The 18,086-nt window shown below is 62.7% G+C and carries 16 protein-coding genes; 12 read left to right on the forward strand and 4 right to left on the reverse strand.

Annotated features, from left to right (window positions below):
* Positions 1 to 179: 179 nt before the first annotated feature.
* From ACFJIU_RS02090 to ACFJIU_RS02120, 7 genes are all read left to right on the forward strand, one after another.
* Positions 180 to 1,694, forward strand: a complete 1,515-nt coding sequence (locus tag ACFJIU_RS02090; RefSeq protein WP_379067069.1) for an aldehyde dehydrogenase family protein — start codon at positions 180 to 182, stop codon at positions 1,692 to 1,694.
* Between the two features lie 278 nt (positions 1,695 to 1,972).
* On the forward strand, positions 1,973 to 3,163 hold the full coding sequence (locus tag ACFJIU_RS02095) for an aminotransferase class V-fold PLP-dependent enzyme (protein WP_379067071.1): 1,191 nt from the start codon (positions 1,973 to 1,975) through the stop codon (positions 3,161 to 3,163).
* Positions 3,164 to 3,187: 24 nt separating this feature from the next.
* The gene (locus ACFJIU_RS02100; protein WP_379067073.1) at positions 3,188 to 4,153 is read left to right on the forward strand and encodes an HpcH/HpaI aldolase/citrate lyase family protein; all 966 of its coding nucleotides are present in this window, start codon (positions 3,188 to 3,190) and stop codon (positions 4,151 to 4,153) included.
* Positions 4,154 to 4,166: 13 nt separating this feature from the next.
* Positions 4,167 to 5,351: a malate--CoA ligase subunit beta gene (locus tag ACFJIU_RS02105; RefSeq protein ID WP_129413582.1), complete on the forward strand. Its 1,185-nt coding sequence runs from the start codon at positions 4,167 to 4,169 to the stop codon at positions 5,349 to 5,351.
* A gap of 11 nt (positions 5,352 to 5,362) precedes the next feature.
* On the forward strand, positions 5,363 to 6,262 hold the full coding sequence (gene sucD / locus ACFJIU_RS02110) for a succinate--CoA ligase subunit alpha (RefSeq protein WP_379067075.1): 900 nt from the start codon (positions 5,363 to 5,365) through the stop codon (positions 6,260 to 6,262).
* Between the two features lie 74 nt (positions 6,263 to 6,336).
* Positions 6,337 to 7,308, forward strand: coding sequence for a 2-hydroxyacid dehydrogenase (locus ACFJIU_RS02115; protein WP_379067077.1), 972 nt, complete (start codon positions 6,337 to 6,339; stop codon positions 7,306 to 7,308).
* Positions 7,309 to 7,481: 173 nt separating this feature from the next.
* The gene (locus ACFJIU_RS02120) at positions 7,482 to 8,207 is read left to right on the forward strand and encodes a helix-turn-helix domain-containing protein (RefSeq protein WP_379072911.1); all 726 of its coding nucleotides are present in this window, start codon (positions 7,482 to 7,484) and stop codon (positions 8,205 to 8,207) included.
* 52 nt (positions 8,208 to 8,259) lie between these two features.
* Here the strand turns inward: ACFJIU_RS02120 and ACFJIU_RS02125 are convergent, their stop codons facing one another.
* The 4 genes from ACFJIU_RS02125 to ACFJIU_RS02140 form a co-directional block, all read right to left on the reverse strand.
* Positions 8,260 to 9,300: a DUF3445 domain-containing protein gene (locus tag ACFJIU_RS02125; protein ID WP_379067079.1), complete on the reverse strand. Its 1,041-nt coding sequence runs from the start codon at positions 9,298 to 9,300 to the stop codon at positions 8,260 to 8,262.
* 72 nt (positions 9,301 to 9,372) lie between these two features.
* Positions 9,373 to 10,338, reverse strand: a complete 966-nt coding sequence (locus ACFJIU_RS02130; RefSeq protein ID WP_379067081.1) for a PDR/VanB family oxidoreductase — start codon at positions 10,336 to 10,338, stop codon at positions 9,373 to 9,375.
* Positions 10,335 to 10,934 carry a dimethylamine monooxygenase subunit DmmA family protein gene (locus ACFJIU_RS02135; protein WP_379067083.1) on the reverse strand — a complete coding sequence of 200 codons (600 nt, stop codon included), beginning with the start codon at positions 10,932 to 10,934 and terminating at the stop codon, positions 10,335 to 10,337. Before ACFJIU_RS02135 ends, ACFJIU_RS02130 begins: the two co-directional genes overlap by 4 nt.
* A 13-nt stretch (positions 10,935 to 10,947) precedes the next feature.
* Entirely contained in the window at positions 10,948 to 12,081 is a 1,134-nt protein-coding gene (locus ACFJIU_RS02140) for an aminomethyltransferase family protein (RefSeq protein WP_379067084.1), read from the reverse strand.
* Positions 12,082 to 12,383: 302 nt separating this feature from the next.
* Between ACFJIU_RS02140 and ACFJIU_RS02145 the strand changes: the two genes are divergently transcribed.
* From ACFJIU_RS02145 to ACFJIU_RS02165, 5 genes are all read left to right on the forward strand, one after another.
* A complete protein-coding gene (locus tag ACFJIU_RS02145; RefSeq protein ID WP_379067086.1) occupies positions 12,384 to 13,280 on the forward strand; it encodes a glutamine amidotransferase family protein in 897 nt (298 codons plus the stop codon).
* Between the two features lie 4 nt (positions 13,281 to 13,284).
* On the forward strand, positions 13,285 to 14,022 hold the full coding sequence (locus ACFJIU_RS02150; protein ID WP_379067088.1) for a protein GlxC: 738 nt from the start codon (positions 13,285 to 13,287) through the stop codon (positions 14,020 to 14,022).
* A 12-nt stretch (positions 14,023 to 14,034) separates the two neighbouring features.
* A complete protein-coding gene (locus ACFJIU_RS02155; RefSeq protein ID WP_101939695.1) occupies positions 14,035 to 15,363 on the forward strand; it encodes an FMN-binding glutamate synthase family protein in 1,329 nt (442 codons plus the stop codon).
* Positions 15,364 to 15,500: 137 nt separating this feature from the next.
* Positions 15,501 to 16,757 carry a type III glutamate--ammonia ligase gene (gene glnT, locus ACFJIU_RS02160; RefSeq protein ID WP_379072913.1) on the forward strand — a complete coding sequence of 419 codons (1,257 nt, stop codon included), beginning with the start codon at positions 15,501 to 15,503 and terminating at the stop codon, positions 16,755 to 16,757.
* Between the two features lie 70 nt (positions 16,758 to 16,827).
* A complete protein-coding gene (locus tag ACFJIU_RS02165; protein WP_379067090.1) occupies positions 16,828 to 18,081 on the forward strand; it encodes a sarcosine oxidase subunit beta family protein in 1,254 nt (417 codons plus the stop codon).
* Positions 18,082 to 18,086: the final 5 nt, after the last annotated feature.

Raw genomic sequence — 18,086 nt, forward strand, 5'->3', positions numbered from 1 at the left:
CCCGCGCATCGCTTTCCTTCTCACTGGATCAATGTCGAGCATTGCCGGCTTGGACCATGCCGGGGTGGCGGATTTGACGCGAAACGGGTAATGCCACGCCAAAGGCCTGCCCGATGAGCGGCGGGGTGGCGGATGGCCATGGCTGTCGCCATATCAGCACAAATTCGAAAGGGAAGACGATGACGCTCTCGAAAGAAACTGCGGAGTTGCTTGGGAAGCTTGGTGTTGCGCGGGACGTGCTTTCGGGCGGTGATCTTGTTGTGCGCAGCCCGGTGACGGGTGAGCAGCTGGCGGCGCTGAAGACTGTCTCGGCAGCCGAGGCCGGCAAGACGATCGATGCCGCCCATGAAGCCTTCAAGGCCTGGCGCCTGGTGCCGGGTCCCAGGCGTGGCGAACTGGTGCGCCTGCTGGGCGAGGAACTGCGTGCCCACAAGGCCGAGCTCGGCCGCCTGGTGTCGATCGAGGTCGGCAAGATCCCGTCCGAAGGGCTGGGCGAAGTCCAGGAGATGATCGACATCTGCGATTTCGCCGTCGGCCTGTCGCGTCAGCTGTATGGCCTGACCATCGCCACCGAGCGTCCCGGCCATCGCATGATGGAAACCTGGCATCCACTCGGTGTCGTCGGTGTCATCTCGGCCTTCAACTTCCCCGTTGCGGTATGGTCGTGGAATGCGGCGCTGGCGCTGGTCTGCGGCGATGCCGTGGTGTGGAAACCGTCCGAGAAGACGCCGCTGACGGCATTGGCCTGCGAGGCGATCTTCGCGCGTGCCGTCAAGCGCTTCGGCGCGGATGCGCCTGCCAATCTGGCGCCGGTGCTGATCGGCGAGCGTGGGATCGGCGAGGTTCTGGTCGATCATGCGAAAGTGCCGCTGGTCTCGGCCACCGGCTCGACCCGCATGGGTCGCGAGGTCGGTCCGCGGCTGGCCAAACGTTTCGCCCGTGCCGTGCTGGAGCTCGGCGGCAACAATGCCGGCATCGTCTGCCCGAGCGCCGATCTCGACATGGCGCTGCGCGCCATCGCCTTCGGTGCCATGGGCACGGCCGGCCAGCGCTGCACCACGCTGCGTCGCCTGTTCGTGCATGAGAGCGTCTATGACCAGCTCGTGCCGCGTCTGAAGAAGGCCTATGAGAGCGTCTCGGTCGGCAATCCGCTGGAGACCGCTTCGCTGGTCGGGCCGCTGATCGACAAGGCAGCCTTCGACAATATGCAGAAGGCGCTGAAGCAGGCCGGCGAGCATGGCGGCACGGTCACCGGCGGTGCGCGTGTCGAGAACGGTCATGCGGATGCCTATTATGTGCGTCCGGCGCTGGTGGAGATGCCGAAGCAGGCCGGTCCGGTGCTGGAGGAGACCTTCGCGCCGATCCTCTATGTGATGAAGTACTCCGACTTCGACAGCGTGCTCGACCTGCACAATGCGGTTGGAGCCGGGCTGTCGTCGTCGATCTTCACGCGCGACCTGCAGGAATCGGAGCGGTTCCTCGCTGCTGACGGTTCGGACTGCGGCATCGCCAACGTCAACATCGGCACGTCGGGTGCCGAGATCGGCGGTGCGTTCGGAGGCGAGAAGGAGACCGGCGGTGGTCGCGAGAGCGGTTCGGATGCGTGGAAGGCCTATATGCGCCGCGCCACCAACACCGTGAACTACTCCAAGGCGCTGCCGCTCGCCCAGGGCGTCTCCTTCGACATCGACTGAGCACCTTTCCACATTTGATCTCTGACGAACGGCGGGCCTCGGTCCGCCGTTTTTTCTTGGTCTTCGCAACACTTGCGTTCCGGGTGGCCCTGCACCCGTCCGGGGTGGGGTTTCGCCTACCCGGCAGGCAGGTTCGGCCCGACGCTTGATGGCGGAAGGTTCCACCTTGGCAGGTGTTGTGAGGATCTGGCCAGGAAAACATTATTCTTCCCACGGCGGAGCCCGCCGAATGCCTGCCGGTCCCTTGAAGCCGGCGCAGACAGATCGGGAGGATCATCATGGCTGGTTTCACGCATCTCTTCGTCCCTGGGCCGACCAACGTGCCGGAAGCCGTCCGGCAGGCGATGAACCTGCCGATGGAAGACATGCGCGCTTCGACCTTTCCGCAGCTGACGCTCGGCCTGTTCGAAGGCCTGAAGAGGGTGTTCAAGAACGAGACCGGCCGCGTCTTCATCTATCCATCGTCTGGAACCGGCGCTTGGGAATCGGGCATCACCAACACGCTGAGCCCCGGCGACCGCGTGCTGATGTCGCGCTTCGGCCAGTTCTCGCATCTTTGGGTCGACATGGCCGAGCGACTGGAGCTCGATGTCGATGTCGTCGATGTGGAATGGGGCACCGGCGTGCCGGTCGAGATTTACGCCGAGCGGCTCGCCGCCGACAAGGAACACCGCATCAAGGCGGTGTTCTGCACGCACAACGAGACGGCCACGGGCGTCACCAGCGATGTTGCCGGCGTACGCAAGGCGCTGGATGCCTCCGGTCATCCGGCATTGCTGTTCGTTGACGGCGTCTCATCGATCGGCTCGATCGACTTCCGCCAGGAGGAGTGGGGTGTCGACTGCGCGGTCAGCGGTTCGCAAAAGGGTTTCATGCTGCCGGCGGGGCTCGGCTTCCTGTCGGTCAGCCAGAAAGCACTTGCCGCCGCGAAGACGGCGAAAGGCCGACGCTGCTACTTCTCCTTCGAGGACATGATCCGCGCCAACGACACTGGCTTCTTTCCCTACACCCCGGCAACCCAGTTGCTGCGTGGCCTGCGCGTTTCGCTGGACCTGATCGAGACGGAAGGGCTGGAAACAATCTTCGCCCGCCATCACCATCTGGCCGAAGGCGTGCGTAAGGCCGTCGACGCCTGGGGCCTCAAGCTCTGTGCCAGGGAACGCAAGTGGCACTCGGACACGGTGAGCGCGGTCTATGTGCCTGAAGGCATCGACAGCGCCGAAGTCGTGAAGCGCGCCTACCACAAATACCAGACCTCGCTCGGCGTCGGCCTGAACAAGGTCGCCGGCAGGGTGTTCCGCATCGGTCATCTCGGCTGGCTGAACGAGGTGATGGTGTGCGGAGCGCTGTCGGCCGCTGAAATGGCATTGCGCGACTGCGGCGTGAAGGTGGCACCGGGCTCAGGTGTCGGAGCCGCGCTCGAACACTTCCGCCTGGCCGAACCAGCCGCGGTTGCAAAGGCCGCCTGACGCGCCGGAGGGAGGAGACCCACGATGAGCCATACCATCAACCATCTGCGCAAGCTGCGGCTGCAGCGCTCCGAGCTTGCGGTTCCGGGTTCCAACCCGGAGATGATCAGCAAGGCGGCGGCGAGTGCGGCCGACTTCATCTTCCTCGACATAGAGGACGCGGTGGCGCCGCCCGACAAGGAGCGGGCGCGCCGCAACATCATCGAGGCGCTGAACGACATCGACTGGCGCGCCAGGGGCAAGACGGTATCAGTGCGCATCAATGGCCTCGACACGCACTACATGTATCGCGACGTCGTCGACATCATGGAACAGGCCGGCGACCGGCTGGATACGATCCTGGTGCCCAAGGTCGGCGTTCCGGCCGACCTCTATATGGTCGAGGCGATGGTCAACCAGATCGAGATGGCCAAGGGCTACAAGACCCGCGTTGGGCTGGAAGCCTTGATCGAAACGGCGCTCGGCATGGCCAACGTCGAGGCGATCGCCGCCTTCGGCGGACGGCTGGAGGCCCTGCATTTCGGTGTCGCGGACTATGCCGCAAGCTGCAAGGCGCGCACCGTCAACATCGGCGGCCTCAATCCCGACTATCCGGGCGACCAGTGGCATTTCGCGCTGTCGCGCATGACCGTCGCCTGCCGTGCCTATGGCCTGCGTGCCATCGATGGCCCGTTCGGCGATTTCTCGGATCCGGAAGGCTACATGGCCGCTGCCCGCCGTGCCGCGGCACTCGGCATCGAAGGCAAGTGGGCCATCCACCCTTCGCAGATCGAACTCGCCAATGCGGTGTTCTCGCCGCCGGAGAAGGAAGTCACCCGCGCCAGGCGCATCATCGAGGTGCTGAAGGAAGCGGAAGAACAGGGCAGGGGTGCTGCTGCGCTGGATGGCAAGATGATCGATGCCGCCTCCGAGCGCATGGCCCGCAACGTCCTCGTGACCCACGACGCCATCGAGCAGTCGGCGCGTTCGCGCCAAGCATTACCGAACTGAGGAGGAGTTCGACATGGATATTCATGAATACCAGGCCAAGGAATTGCTTTCGCGCCATTCGGTGCACATTCCGCGCGGCGGACTTGCCTACAGCCCCGAACAGGCGGCCTATCGTACACGTGAGATCGGCGGCGACAAATGGGTGGTAAAGGCCCAGATCCATTCCGGTGCGCGCGGCAAGGCCGGCGGCATTCGCATCTGCAAGTCCGACAAGGAAGTGTCCGATGCGGCGGAAGCGATGCTCGGCCGCAAGCTGGTGACGCATCAGACCGGGCCGCGCGGCAAGCTGGTCTCGCGCCTCTACATCGAGGAAACCGTCGACATCCGCCAGGAGATCTATCTCGGCTTCGTGCTCGACCGCAAAGCGGAACGCGTGATGATCGTGGCCTCCGCCTCGGGTGGCATGGAGATCGAGGAGATCGCCGAACGCCAGCCGGATTCGATCATCCGTGCCACCGTCGATCCCGGCGTCGGCATGCAGCAGTTCCAGGCGCGCGAGATCGCGTTCGGGCTCGGACTGGAAAACAGCCTGATCGGCAAGGCGACCGACACCATCATGGGCTGTTACCAGGTGTTCCGCGACTATGACGCCTCGATGCTGGAGATCAATCCGCTGGTGGTGACGCGCGAAGGCAATCTGATGGCGCTCGACGCCAAGATGTCGTTCGATGAAAACGCGCTGTTCCGTCGCCCGGAGATCTCGGAACTGCGCGACAAGTCGCAGGAAGATCCGCGCGAAACCTTCGCCAGCGACCGTGGCCTCTCCTATGTCGGGCTGGAGGGCAACATCGGCTGCATCATCAACGGTGCCGGGCTCGCCATGGCGACGATGGACATGATCAAGATCGCCGGTGGGGAGCCGGCCAACTTCCTGGACATCGGCGGCGGCGCGTCGCCCGAACGTGTCGCCAAGGCCTTCCGCGCCGTGCTCGCCGACAAAAATGTCGAGACGATTCTGGTCAACATCTTCGCCGGCATCAACCGCTGCGACTGGGTGGCGGAAGGCGTGCTGAAGGCGATCCACGAGGTTGGCGTCAACGTGCCCCTGGTGGTGCGGCTGGCGGGTACGAATGTCGAGGAGGGCCGTCGCATCCTGAGTGCTTCGGGTCAGTCGATCATCGTTGCCGACACGCTTGCCGAAGCCGCCGAGAAGGCGGTTGCGGCGATGCGCCAGTCGACACTCAAGAAAGCCAGCTGAGGGAGGACGAAATGTCAGTTCTGCTCAATCGCAATACCAGGGTCATCGTCCAGGGCCTCACCGGCAAGATCGGCTCCTTCCACGCCGAGGACATGAAGCGCTACGGTACCAATGTCGTCGGCGGCGTGACACCGGGCAAAGGCGGCCAGTCACAGCAGGGAATCCCGGTGTTCAACACGGTCAAGGGCGCGGTGCGCGAGACCGGCGCCGAGGCCAGCATCGTGTTCGTGCCGCCGCCCTTCGCTGCGGACTCGATCATGGAAGCGGCGGATGCCGGCATCAAGCTCTGCGTCTGCATCACCGACGGCATCCCTTCGCAGGACATGATGCGGGTGAAACGCTACATGCTGCGCTATCGCCGCGAAGACCGCATGACGCTGATCGGTCCGAACTGTGCCGGCGTCATCACGCCGGGGCAGGCGCTGATGGGCATCATGCCGGGTTCGATCTACCTGCCCGGCCGCGTCGGCATCGTCGGCCGCTCGGGTACGCTCGGATATGAAGCGGCTTCGCAGATGAAGGCGCTCGGCATCGGTGTGTCGACCAGCGTCGGCATTGGTGGTGACCCGATCAACGGATCGTCGTTCAAGGATATCCTCGAACTGTTCGAGAAGGATGACGAGACCGACGCGGTGGTGATGATCGGCGAGATCGGCGGTCCGCAGGAGGCGGAAGCCGCCGAGTGGGCGAAGACGAACATGAAGAAGCCGCTGATCGCCTACATCGCCGGTCTGTCAGCTCCGAAGGGCAAGCGCATGGGGCATGCCGGTGCCATCATCTCGGCATTCGGCGAGTCCGCGCAGGAGAAAGTCGAGATCCTGCGCGATGCTGGCGTCACCATCGTTCAGACCCCGGCCTCATTCGGTCCGACCGTTGCGGGTGTACTGGCCGAGCAGCGTAAAGCAGCCTAAACAGGGCTAGGACAATCGTCTTGAGGGGCGGCGCCGGGTCCAGGCGCCGCCTCAACCATGCCATGCAGGAGCAGATGATGAAGCCACGCGTGATCGTGACCAGGAAGTGGCCGGCGGCTGTCGAGCAGGTGCTTGCCGAGCGCTTCGACACCACCCTCAACGCGGGCGACATTCCGTTCACGGCGACGCAGCTCAAAGCTGCCCTGCTGAATTTCGATGCCGTGCTGCCGACAGTCAGCGACAAGCTGCCAGCTGAAATCTTCCCTGAGGAACAGCCACGGGCCAGGATCATCGGCAATTTCGGTGTTGGCTTCAGCCATATAGATGTCGAGGCAGCGAAGCAGCGCGGCATCGTGGTGACCAACACGCCAGGCGTGTTGACTGACTGCACGGCCGATATCGCGATGAGCCTGCTGCTGGCGGTTGCGCGCCGCACCGGCGAAGGCGAGCGCCAGCTGCGTGCCGGCGAGTGGAAGGGCTGGTGTCCGACCCACATGATCGGCGCCAAGGTGACGGGCAAGACGATCGGCATCATCGGTATGGGCCGCATCGGCAAGGCGATGGCCCGTCGTGCGCATTTCGGCTTCGGCATGAAGGTGGTTTTCTTCAACCGTTCGCGTGTGGACGACGAAGAGACGCGCGCGATGGGGGCTACGCAACTGCCCTCGATCGAAGCGGTATTGGGGCAGGCCGATTTCGTGTCGCTGCATTGCCCCGGCGGCGCGGAGAACCGCAACCTGATCAATGCCGAGCGGCTCGCCCGCATGAAGAAGAGCGCCTTCCTGATCAACACGGCGCGTGGCGACGTGGTCGACGAGACCGCGCTGGCCGATGCACTGGAGAGCGGCGTGATCGCCGGTGCCGGGCTCGACGTCTTCGCTCAGGAGCCACACGTTCCGGAACGGCTGGTCGGGTTGGAGAACACCGTGCTGTTGCCGCATCTCGGCAGCGCCACTGAAGAGACCCGTGTCGCGATGGGCATGAAGGTGGTCGACAACATCACTGCCTTCTTTGCCGGCGAGCCGATTCCAGATCGCGTCGTCTGATAGCGATCTCTCGCTGAGGAGGCTGAAAGCGCAAATCCCTTGCTGAGCCGTTGACCCCAAGCGGATCGGTTTTCTCCGATCCTCGCACACTTCGCCGCATTGAGCCTTTGGACTTGAACCAAAGTGTGAATATGTTTACCTATGGTGAACACGCGAAGTTCCGAGGGTATATAATGGACAAGTCGGTCAAGGATGGTAAAGGCGCCAGCGCTGCTGCCCAGGCGACCAACTCATCCAAGAAGGGCCTGGCTTCAGCACAGCTCAAGGCGGCGCCGCTGCACCAGGATCCGCACGCCGTCCGTGATACGCGGGAAAAGGTTCTCGAAGTTGCCATCGGCCATGAAGTGCGCGCCTTCCGCAAGAAGCTCGGCATAACCGTCGCCGACCTTGCCGCTACCACGAATATTTCGCTTGGTATGCTGTCCAAGATCGAGAATGGTATTACATCACCTTCGTTGACAACCTTGCAGGCTCTGTCGCGCGCTCTTGGCGTACCGCTCAGTTCTTTCTTCCGGCGGTTCGAGGAAGACCGCAATGCTGTCTTCGTGAAGGCAGGCGAAGGTGTTGACGTTGAAAGGCGAGGCACCCGCGCGGGCCATCAATACAACCTGCTTGGTTATATCAGTTCAAACACAGCGGGTGTGACCGTCGAACCCTATCTCATCACGCTGACCGAAAATTCCGATGTGTTTCCGGCGTTTCAGCACGATGGCATGGAATTCCTCTACATGCTGGAAGGCGAGGTGGTTTATCGCCACGGCAGCAATCTGTACCGGATGCTGCCCGGCGACAGCCTGTTCTTCGATGCCGATGCACCGCATGGGCCGGACGAACTGACGACGCTGCCGATCCGCTATCTCTCGATCATCTCCTACAGGCAGGGCTCCGGAAACGAATAGCGCGCCTTTCGGCGCGCTATTGTCTCACCGGGTAGAGGGTTATCGCCCCGTTTCAGTCCGGGAGGAAACCCGGCGAGGTGGGGGTTCCGTCGTCATATTTCGACAGCCATTCGAGGGTGGTCGGCCGATAGCGGGTGAGGCCCTTGTATTCGACCAGTTCGTTCGGCAGGTCGCGCAGGACGCGGTGGAAGCGGCGCGCCCATTTCGGCACGGTCACCAGTTCCTCCATCTTGATCAGATAGCAGCGGATCGGGAAGACCAGCGCGTTGGAGCGTGGCAGGCGCCAGAAGCTCTGCAGCTCGACACGCAGATGGACCTTGTCGCCGACATTGTCGGGCGTGACGGTGGTCCGGTCCGGTCCCCATTTGTGATAGTTCTCGGGGCTGGTGTCGAGGCGCGGGTTGATGGTCATCGTCCAGTTCAGCCGCCGTGCCGGCTTGCCCTGCTGGATGTTGGTGAGGAATTTCAGTGCCCGGGTGAAGATGCCTTTTTCGTGCGCCAGCGGCACCGGCGCGTGCCACTCGAAGAAGTTCATGCCGATGTCGAAGTCCAGCGACCAGTCGGCCTGGGTGGTGACCATTCCGGCATCCATCCACAGATTGCCGTCGCGCTGGTCGAGGATGCAGAAGTCGCCCTGGCTCTGGCGCGTGATGTATTCCATCGGCCCATAAGGCAGGGTGGAAAGGTCGCCGAAGGTGAAGCTGTCGTCGATGCCGAGCGGTCGGTTGATCCAGCGCCAGCGATCGCCGTCGCGGGTGAGCGTGAAATGCTCGGGATAACCCTTGGCCTGCTCGGTCATCAGGAGCTCGAGCAGGTCCCAGCCGGCCAGCGTCATGTGGGGCAGCGACTGGCAACGCAACGGATCCTCGGCGAGCACCTTGGCACGATCCTGCATCTCGGAAACATAGTGCTCGTCGACGTCGATGAGGTTTTCAAGCACGGTGCCGTTTGGACCTGGTACATGCGGCTCGATGTTGACCGCATACATGTAAGCGTCTTCGTGGAACGGGAAGGGAAAGCGCCGGATGAATTCCGGGCTGTTCCTGAAGGTGAAATCGTCCCGGAATGTTTCCTGCCTGAAATTGATACCCATAGGTTCCTCCCCGTGGTTCCAACTCTTTGTTTCTACGCAAGTCCGGACGCAAATCGCCGGAAGCGCCCTAGGCTAGCGCTCCAGCACGAGGGACTTGCCCTCGAAGCGTGAGACGCACGGCATGATCTTCTTGCCCGAACAATGCTCGGCCTCGGTCAGCCAGTGGTCATTGTGTCTGAATGCGCCGTCGTAGGAGATGACATTGGTCTCGCACTGGCCGCAGACGCCGCCACGGCACAGATAGGGCGGGTCGATACCGGCGGCTTCCATCGCCTCGAGCAGGCTCTGTTCTTCGCCGACACTGATCTGCATCTTGCTGAGTGCCAGCGTGACGTCGAAGGGCAGGCCCGGCTGCGGGGCGGCGAAATGTTCGTAGTGCACGGTTTCATCCGGCCAGCCATGCGCCGCCGCCGTTTCGCGTACCCAGCGGATCATGCCTGCCGGGCCGCAGACGTAAAGATGCGTGCCGAGCGGCTGCGAAGTCAGCAGGCGCTCAAGCGGCAGGCGCTCGTTGGTGTCGTCATAATAGATGTTGATCCGCTTGCCGTAGCGATCACGCAGTACGTCGGCATAGGTGCCAAGGGCCGGCGTGCGGCAGGTGTAGTGCAGTTCGAAATTGCCGCCTTCGCCAGCAAGCTGGGCAGTCTGCGCCATGAACGGCGTGATGCCGATGCCGCCCGCCAGCAGCAGATGTTTCCTGGCCCTCAGGTCGAGTGAGAACAGGTTGACCGGATAGGAGATCACCATTTCCATGCCGCGCTTGACGCGGTTGTGCATGAACAGCGAGCCGCCACGTCCTGCATCGTCACGGCGCACACTGATCGTATAGTCGCGCGTGTTGTGCGGCGAACTCATCAGCGAATAGGGGTTCAGCCTGGACTTGTCGCCGTCGCGCATTTCCACCACGACATGGGCACCGCCGGAAAAGGTCGGCAGGTCGCCGCCGTCGGTGCGCTCGAAATGGAAGCGCTTCACCAGCTCATTGACCGCAACCACGTCGGTCACGGTGACGTTCAGTTTCGTTGTTCCCGCGCTCACCGGAAAATCTCCTCTTTCTGAGGGATCTCGCTCGGATCCTCGGCGTTGATGCACACGCCCTGGAAGGCAGCAAGGCGGCGCGAATAATGGTCGCGTACGAGAAGCAGCAGGCCGCAATGCGAGCAGGTGGCCGGCTGCGTCGTGACGTTCTCGGTGACGCCCTTGCAGTGGACGCACTGCACCCGGCGCGCCCAGGAACCGCGATGTTCGGTCTGGATCGAGGAATGATCGATCCCGGCTTCCAGCGCCACCTGCATGGCCTGGCCGATCAACCCTTCGGTGCCTGCGAGGTAGAGCCTAAGGCCCATATGGGCGTTGGCGAGCGTCTGCCTGAGACGGGGCAGGGCAGCGGCGATCGAAGGACCTTCATAGAATTGGGCGGGCTTCAAGGCCTTCAGCGACGTTTGAAACTGGCTCCTGGTCGTCTCGGGGATGAACATGATGTGCGTGCTGGCGAAGAAACCGTCCGGAGCCTTCTTCGCCAGGTCGAGGATCGCGGATGCGCCTTCGGCATCCGCGACGAAGAGATGGTTCTTGCCGGTCTGGGGCGACAGGGTTCCGTAGACCGGGCGACTGAGGATCGTCTTTGCCGGCATCCCGTCCAATGGATCAGCCCTTTGCCGTGCGCTTCAGCTTCTTGGGATCATCGAATGGTAACGCCTGCGCCGTCGCCTTGACCGATCCCGACGCGTTGCGGACCTCGAGTTCGGTGCCGACCACAGCACAGTCGACGTCGAGGCGGGCGATGCCCATCGATTTCTTCACCAGCGGTGAATACATCGCGCAGGTGACGACGCCGACCTTCTTGCCATTGCGATAGATCGGTGCGCCTTCGTCAGCGGGCTTGGTGCCCTCCAGCAGGACGCCGAAAATCTTGAAGCGTTCCTTGCCCTTGAGGCGGTAGTGTTCCTCGGCACCGCGGAAGCCGGTCTTGCCGGGGCTGACGGTGAAATCCAGCCCCAGTTCCCACAGCGTGTCGCCAGGCCCTTCGTTGTCGAAGGGATATTTCTGCGAATTGTCGTAGGGATAAAAGAGCAGGTAGCTCTCCACGCGCAGCATGTCGAGCGTGGTGAAGCGGCACGGAATGATACCCTCGCTCTTGCCTTCATCGAGGATGCGGTCCCAGATCGTGCCGGCATCCTGGCCACGGCAGAAGATTTCATAACCGCGCTCGCCGGTGTAGCCGGTGCGCGAGATCATCACCGGCAGGCCGAACAACTGGGTCTGCATATGGTGGAAGTAGTTGAGGTCGCGGATGCCGGGCACATGCCTGGCGAGATAGTCGACAGCGGTCGGGCCCTGCAGCGACAGGTCGTGCAGGTTGTCGTCGAAGCGAACCGATACGTCGCGCCCAATGGAGGCACGGGTCAATTCCTCATGACCGGTGCCGGAGCCATGCACGACCATCCAGGAATTGGTGCTGATGCGGTAGACGACGCAGTCGTCGGTGAATTTCCCGGCTTCGTTGAGCATGCAGGCGTAGACCGACTTGCCGGGATAGATCTTCTCGACATCGCGTGTCGTGCACAGGTCGATCAGGTGCGAGGCATGCGGGCCGGTGATGTGGACCTTCTTAAGGCCCGAGACATCCATCAGGCCGGCCTTGGTGCGGATGGCGACATATTCTTCGTCGGCGTCCTTATCATAGGTCCAGGCCGTGCCCATGCCGCTCCAGTCTTCAAGCTTGGAGCCCAGGGCGCGATGGCGGTCGGCCAAAGTCGAGAAACGCCAGGAAGCTGTCATGCGGGTGTCCTTCTCCTCAAGGGTACCTTCGAAAAGCGGCCATTCTTTTCTTATCAGCCTGCTCTTTCGCCAGACGCATATTGACTCGAATTCCGTCGTCGGGGCAATATCTTTGTGCAAGAAATATTACTGATAGGCAACTTTCCCCGGTTCCGACTTTAGTCCTCCCAGGAGGCCTCGGTTCCGCGGCGAGGTACAATGCGGGACTTTTCTGTAAGGAAAAAAACATTCATAGCAGTTGAATTGGATTTTCAAAGCTGCTAGCGTTTGATCATCGGACCGCTGCCATTGGAGGTAACGTCGTGTGCGGAATTGTGGGACTGTTCTTGAAGGACAAGACATTGGAGCCGCAACTCGGCGCCATGCTCTCTGAAATGCTGGTGATGCTGACCGACCGTGGCCCCGACAGCGCGGGCATCGCGGTTTACGGCGCGACCACCAAAGGCAAGGCCAAGGTTACGATCCAGTCGCCGTCGCCGGCGACGGATTTTGCTGGCCTGGAAGCCGAGCTCGGAAAGAAAATCGGCGCGAAGGTGACGCTGCTGGCCAAGTCCACCCATGCGGTCATCGATGTGCCAGCCGGCAAGGTCGAGGCGGCGCGCGAGGCGATCGCCGAACTTCGTCCGTCCGTGCGCATCATGGGCGCGGGCGATGCCATCGAGATCTACAAGGAAGTCGGCCTGCCCGTCGATGTCGTCAAGCGCTTCGATGTCAGCAAGATGACCGGCACCCATGGCATCGGCCACACCCGCATGGCAACCGAATCCGCCGTTACCACGCTGGGCGCGCATCCCTTTTCGACCGGCCCGGACGAATGCCTGGTCCACAATGGCTCGCTGTCCAATCACAACAATCTGCGGCGCGAGCTGATCCGCGAGGGCATGAAGTTCGAGACCGAGAACGACACCGAGGTGGCGGCAGCCTACCTGTCATCGAAGATCGCGCATGGCCAGAACCTCGGCCAGGCACTGGAAAGCAGTGTCAATGACCTCGACGGCTTCTTCACCTTCGTCGTCGGTACCAAGAATGGTTTCGGCGTGGTGCGCGATGCCATTGCCTGCAAGCCGGCCGTGCTTGCCGAGACCGACCGCTATGTCGCCTTCGGCTCGGAATACCGCGCGCTGACCAAATTGCCCGGCATCGAAGACGCCAAGGTGTGGGAACCGGAGCCGTCAACCGTCTATTTCTGGGAGCACTGAGCCGATGAACGTGACCACTCTCGCCAAGTCGCCTCAGCGCGAAGTCAATTATGTGCCACGCGTCTTTGATCTCGATGCGGCACCGCTGCGCGAACTCAACCTCGCTCTGCATCAGGTGACGGACGCGGCCGACGAACCAAGCTGGGAAGTGATCAACCCGAAGGGCAGCCACGCTGTGGCTGCCGGCGTTGCGCAGCCCATTGCCGTCGAGGTGCGTGGTAGCGTCGGTTACTACTGCGGCGGCATGAACGACAAGGCCAGCATCACCGTGCATGGTTCAGCTGGGCCGGGCGTTGGCGAAAACATGATGTCAGGCCAGATCACCGTGAAGGGCGACGCCAGTCAGTATGCCGGCGCGACTGGACGTGGTGGCCTGCTGGTCATCGAGGGCAATGCCTCGTCGCGTTGCGGCATCTCGATGAAGGGCATCGACATCGTCGTACGCGGCAATGTCGGACATATGTCGGCCTTCATGGCGCAATCGGGCAATCTCGTGGTGCTGGGAGACGCCGGCGATGCGCTGGGCGACTCCATCTACGAAGCGCGCCTGTTCGTGCGTGGCACGGTGAAAAGCCTCGGCGCCGACTGCATCCAGAAGGAAATGCGGCCGGAGCATATCGCCAAGCTCAAGGAGCTGCTCGACCGCGCCGGCATCACCGACGTCAAGCCGGAAGAGTTCACACGCTACGGGTCGGCCCGTACGCTCTACAACTTCAATATCGACAACGCCGACGCGTACTGAGGGGATGCCTAAATGACCTATCACAATCCTCCGACGACGCCTCGCCGGTCGGCAACGTTCGATGACTACACGATGTCGGAAATCCGCCGCGCCGCGGCGACCGGGATCTACGACATCCGCGGCTCCGGCGCGAAACGCAAGTTGCCGCATTTCGACGACCTGCTGTTCCTCGGCGCCTCGATCTCGCGCTATCCGTTGGAAGGCTACCGCGAGCGTTGTGATACCAGCGTCACCCTCGGCGCCCGTCACGCGAAAAAGCCGATCCAGTTGAAAATCCCGATCACCATTGCCGGCATGAGCTTCGGCTCGTTGTCGGGGCCGGCCAAGGAAGCTCTCGGCCGCGGCGCGACGATTGCCGGCACCTCGACTACCACCGGCGACGGTGGCATGACGGAGGAAGAGCGCGGCCACTCCCAGACGCTCGTCTATCAGTATCTGCCGTCACGCTATGGCATGAATCCGCGTGACCTGCGCCGTGCCGATGCAATCGAGATCGTTGTCGGCCAGGGCGCCAAGCCAGGCGGCGGTGGCATGCTGCTCGGCCAGAAGATCTCCGATCGCGTCGCCGAGATGCGCACGCTGCCCAAGGGCATCGACCAGCGCTCGGCCTGCCGTCATCCCGACTGGACTGGCCCGGACGATCTCGAGATCAAGATCCTCGAACTGCGTGAAATCACCGACTGGGAGAAGCCGATCTACGTCAAGGTCGGCGGCGCGCGGCCTTACTACGACACGGCTCTTGCCGTGAAGGCAGGGGCCGATGTGGTGGTGCTCGACGGCATGCAGGGCGGTACCGCCGCAACGCAGGAAGTGTTCATCGAGCATGTCGGTCAGCCGACTCTCGCCTGTATTCGGCCAGCGGTGAAGGCGCTGCAGGATCTCGGCATGCATCGTAAGGTGCAGCTCATCGTCTCCGGCGGTATCCGCAATGGTGCTGACGTCGCCAAGGCGCTGGCGCTGGGCGCCGATGCGGTGTCGATCGGTACGGCCGCGCTGATCGCCCTCGGCGACAACGACCCACGCTGGGAAGACGAGTATCAGAAACTTGGTACGACGGCTGGTGCCTATGACGACTGGCACGAGGGCAAGGATCCGGCCGGCATCACCACCCAGGACCCCGAGCTGATGAAACGCGTCGATCCGATCGCCGCCGGCCGGCGTCTGGCGAATTATCTCAAAGTGATGACGCTGGAAGCACAGACGATCGCTCGTGCCTGCGGCAAAAATCACGTGCACAACCTGGAACCGGAGGACCTCTGCGCCCTGACAATCGAATCCGCGGCCATGGCTGGCGTTCCGCTTGCCGGCACCGGCTGGATACCTGGAAAGGGCAGCTTCTAGGCGATCTCTTCATTCAATCAAAACAACAAGAAGAAGAACAACCCAGGGGAAAAACAATGGGAACCAATTTCGAGGCCGGCACGGCAGTTACCGCAGAGCTGAAGGATTTCGCCCGGGCGCGTAACGTCAAATATTTCATGATCTCCTACACCGACCTGTTCGGCGGCCAGCGTGCCAAGCTGGTGCCGGCACAGGCGATTTCGGACATGCAGAAGGATGGAGCCGGCTTTGCCGGCTTTGCCACTTGGCTGGACCTGACACCGGCGCATCCGGACATGCTGGCGGTGCCGGATCCGGATTCAGTCATCCAGCTGCCATGGAAGCCGGAGGTCGCCTGGTTGGCTTCGGACTGTCTGATGGAAGGCAAGAGCGTGGCGCAGGCGCCGCGCAACACGCTGAAGCGCCCGGTTTCGGAAGCCGCCGAATTCGGCATCCGTGTGAAGACCGGCGTCGAGCCCGAGTTTTTCCTGACGACGCCCGATGGCAAGCAGATTTCCGACGAGCACGATACCGCCGCCAAGTCCTGCTACGACCAGCAGGCCGTCATGCGCCGCTACGACGTGATCGCCGAAATCTGCGATGCGATGCTGTCGCTGAACTGGGAGCCCTACCAGAACGACCATGAGGACGCGAACGGCCAGTTCGAGATGAACTGGGCGTATGACGATGTGCTGGCGACAGCCGACAAGCACTCCTTCTTCAAGTTCATGGTCAAGTCGATCGCCGAGAAGCATGGCCTGCGCGCTACCTTCATGCCGAAGCCTTTCCAGGGCCTGACCGGCAACGGCTGTCATGCGCATATCTCGGTCTGGGATCTCGGTGGCAAGACCAACGCCTTCGCCGACAAGAACATGGAGCTCGGGCTTTCCGAGCAGGGTCGCCACTTCCTCGGCGGCATCATGAAACATGCCTCGGCGCTGGCCGCGATCTGCAACCCGACCGTCAATTCTTACAAGCGCATCAATGCGCCACGCACGATCTCGGGTGCAACCTGGGCGCCGAACACCGTGACCTGGACCGGCAACAACCGCACGCACATGGTGCGTGTGCCGGGGCCGGGCCGCTTCGAGCTTCGCCTGCCGGATGGCGCCGCCAATCCCTATCTGATGCAGGCGGTGATCATCGCGGCCGGCCTCGACGGCATGAAGAGCAAGGCCGATCCGGGCCCGCGCAGCGACATCGACATGTACAAGGACGGCCACACCGTGACCCACGGTGCCAAGCTGCCGCTCAACCTGCTCGATGCACTGCGCGAGTATGACAAGGACACGTCGCTGAAAGCGGCGATGGGCGAGGAGTTCTCGGCTGCCTTCATCCGGCTGAAGCAGCAGGAGTGGAATTCCTATGCCTCGCATTTCACCCAGTGGGAGCGCGACCACACGCTCGACGTGTAGCCGCCAGAGCAATTCCGGGCGTTTCCGCAAAAACGGAAACGCTCCAGGATAGAGGCCAGAACAGACTGAAATGCGGTACTCGATCTTCTCGCTCGCCAAGGCGGCGCTTTCGGGCCACAAGGGCTGGACGCGGGCCTGGCGCGATCCCCAGCCGAAGAGACACTATGACGTGGTGATCATCGGCGGCGGCGGTCATGGACTGGCCACCGCTTATTACCTCGCAAAGGAATACGGCATCCGCAACGTCGCGGTGCTGGAGAAGGGCTGGATCGGCTCCGGCAACGCCGGGCGCAACACCACCATCATCCGCTCCAACTACATGCTGCCGGGCAACACCGGTTTCTACGAGCTGTCGATGAAGCTGTGGGAGCGGCAGGAGCAGGACCTCAACTACAACACCATGGTGAGCCAGCGCGGCATCATCAACCTCTATCATTCCGATGCGCAGCGCGATGCCTTCGCCCGGCGCGGCAACGTCATGCGCATCAACGGCATCGACGCCGAACTGCTCGATGCTGAGCAGATCCGCAAGGTGCTGCCGTTCCTGAACTACAACAACGCCCGCTTCCCGGTGATGGGCGGCCTGTGGCAGCCACGAGCCGGTACGGCTCGCCATGATGCGGTCGTGTGGGGCTATGCGCGTGCCGCCGACTCCTTCGGTGTCGATATCATCCAGAACTGCGAAGTGACCGGCTTTGCACGCGACCAGAACGGCAGGATCACTGGCGTCGAAACGGCGCGCGGCACGATCGGAGCCGGCAAGGTCGGCATGGCGGTGGCCGGCAGCACCTCGCGCGTCGCGGCGATGGCCGGCATGCGCCTGCCGATCGAAAGCCATGTGCTGCAGGCTTTCGTGTCCGAGGCGATCAAGCCGCTCATCCCCGGCGTCATTACCTTCGGTGCCGGCCATTTCTACGTCAGCCAATCCGACAAGGGCGGGCTTGTCTTTGGCGGCGATCTCGACGGCTACAACTCCTATGCCCAGCGCGGCAACATGCCGGTGATGGAGGACGTCTGCGAAGGCGGCATGGCACTGATGCCGATGATCGGACGCGTGCGCCTGCTGCGCCAGTGGGGCGGCATCATGGACATGTCGATGGACGGCACGCCGATCATCGACAGGACGCCGATCGACGGGCTCTATCTCAATGCCGGCTGGTGCTACGGCGGCTTCAAGGCGACACCGGCCTCCGGCCTGGTCTTTGCCCATCTGCTCGCCCGCGACGAGCCGCACGAGGAAGCGAAACGCTTCCGGCTCGACCGTTTCCGGCGCGGCGCGATGATCGATGAGAAGGGCCAGGGCGCCCAACCCAACCTGCATTGAAAGCG

The sequence above is a fragment of the Mesorhizobium sp. UC74_2 genome, assembly GCF_042701485.1.
GTDB lineage: Bacteria > Pseudomonadota > Alphaproteobacteria > Rhizobiales > Rhizobiaceae > Mesorhizobium.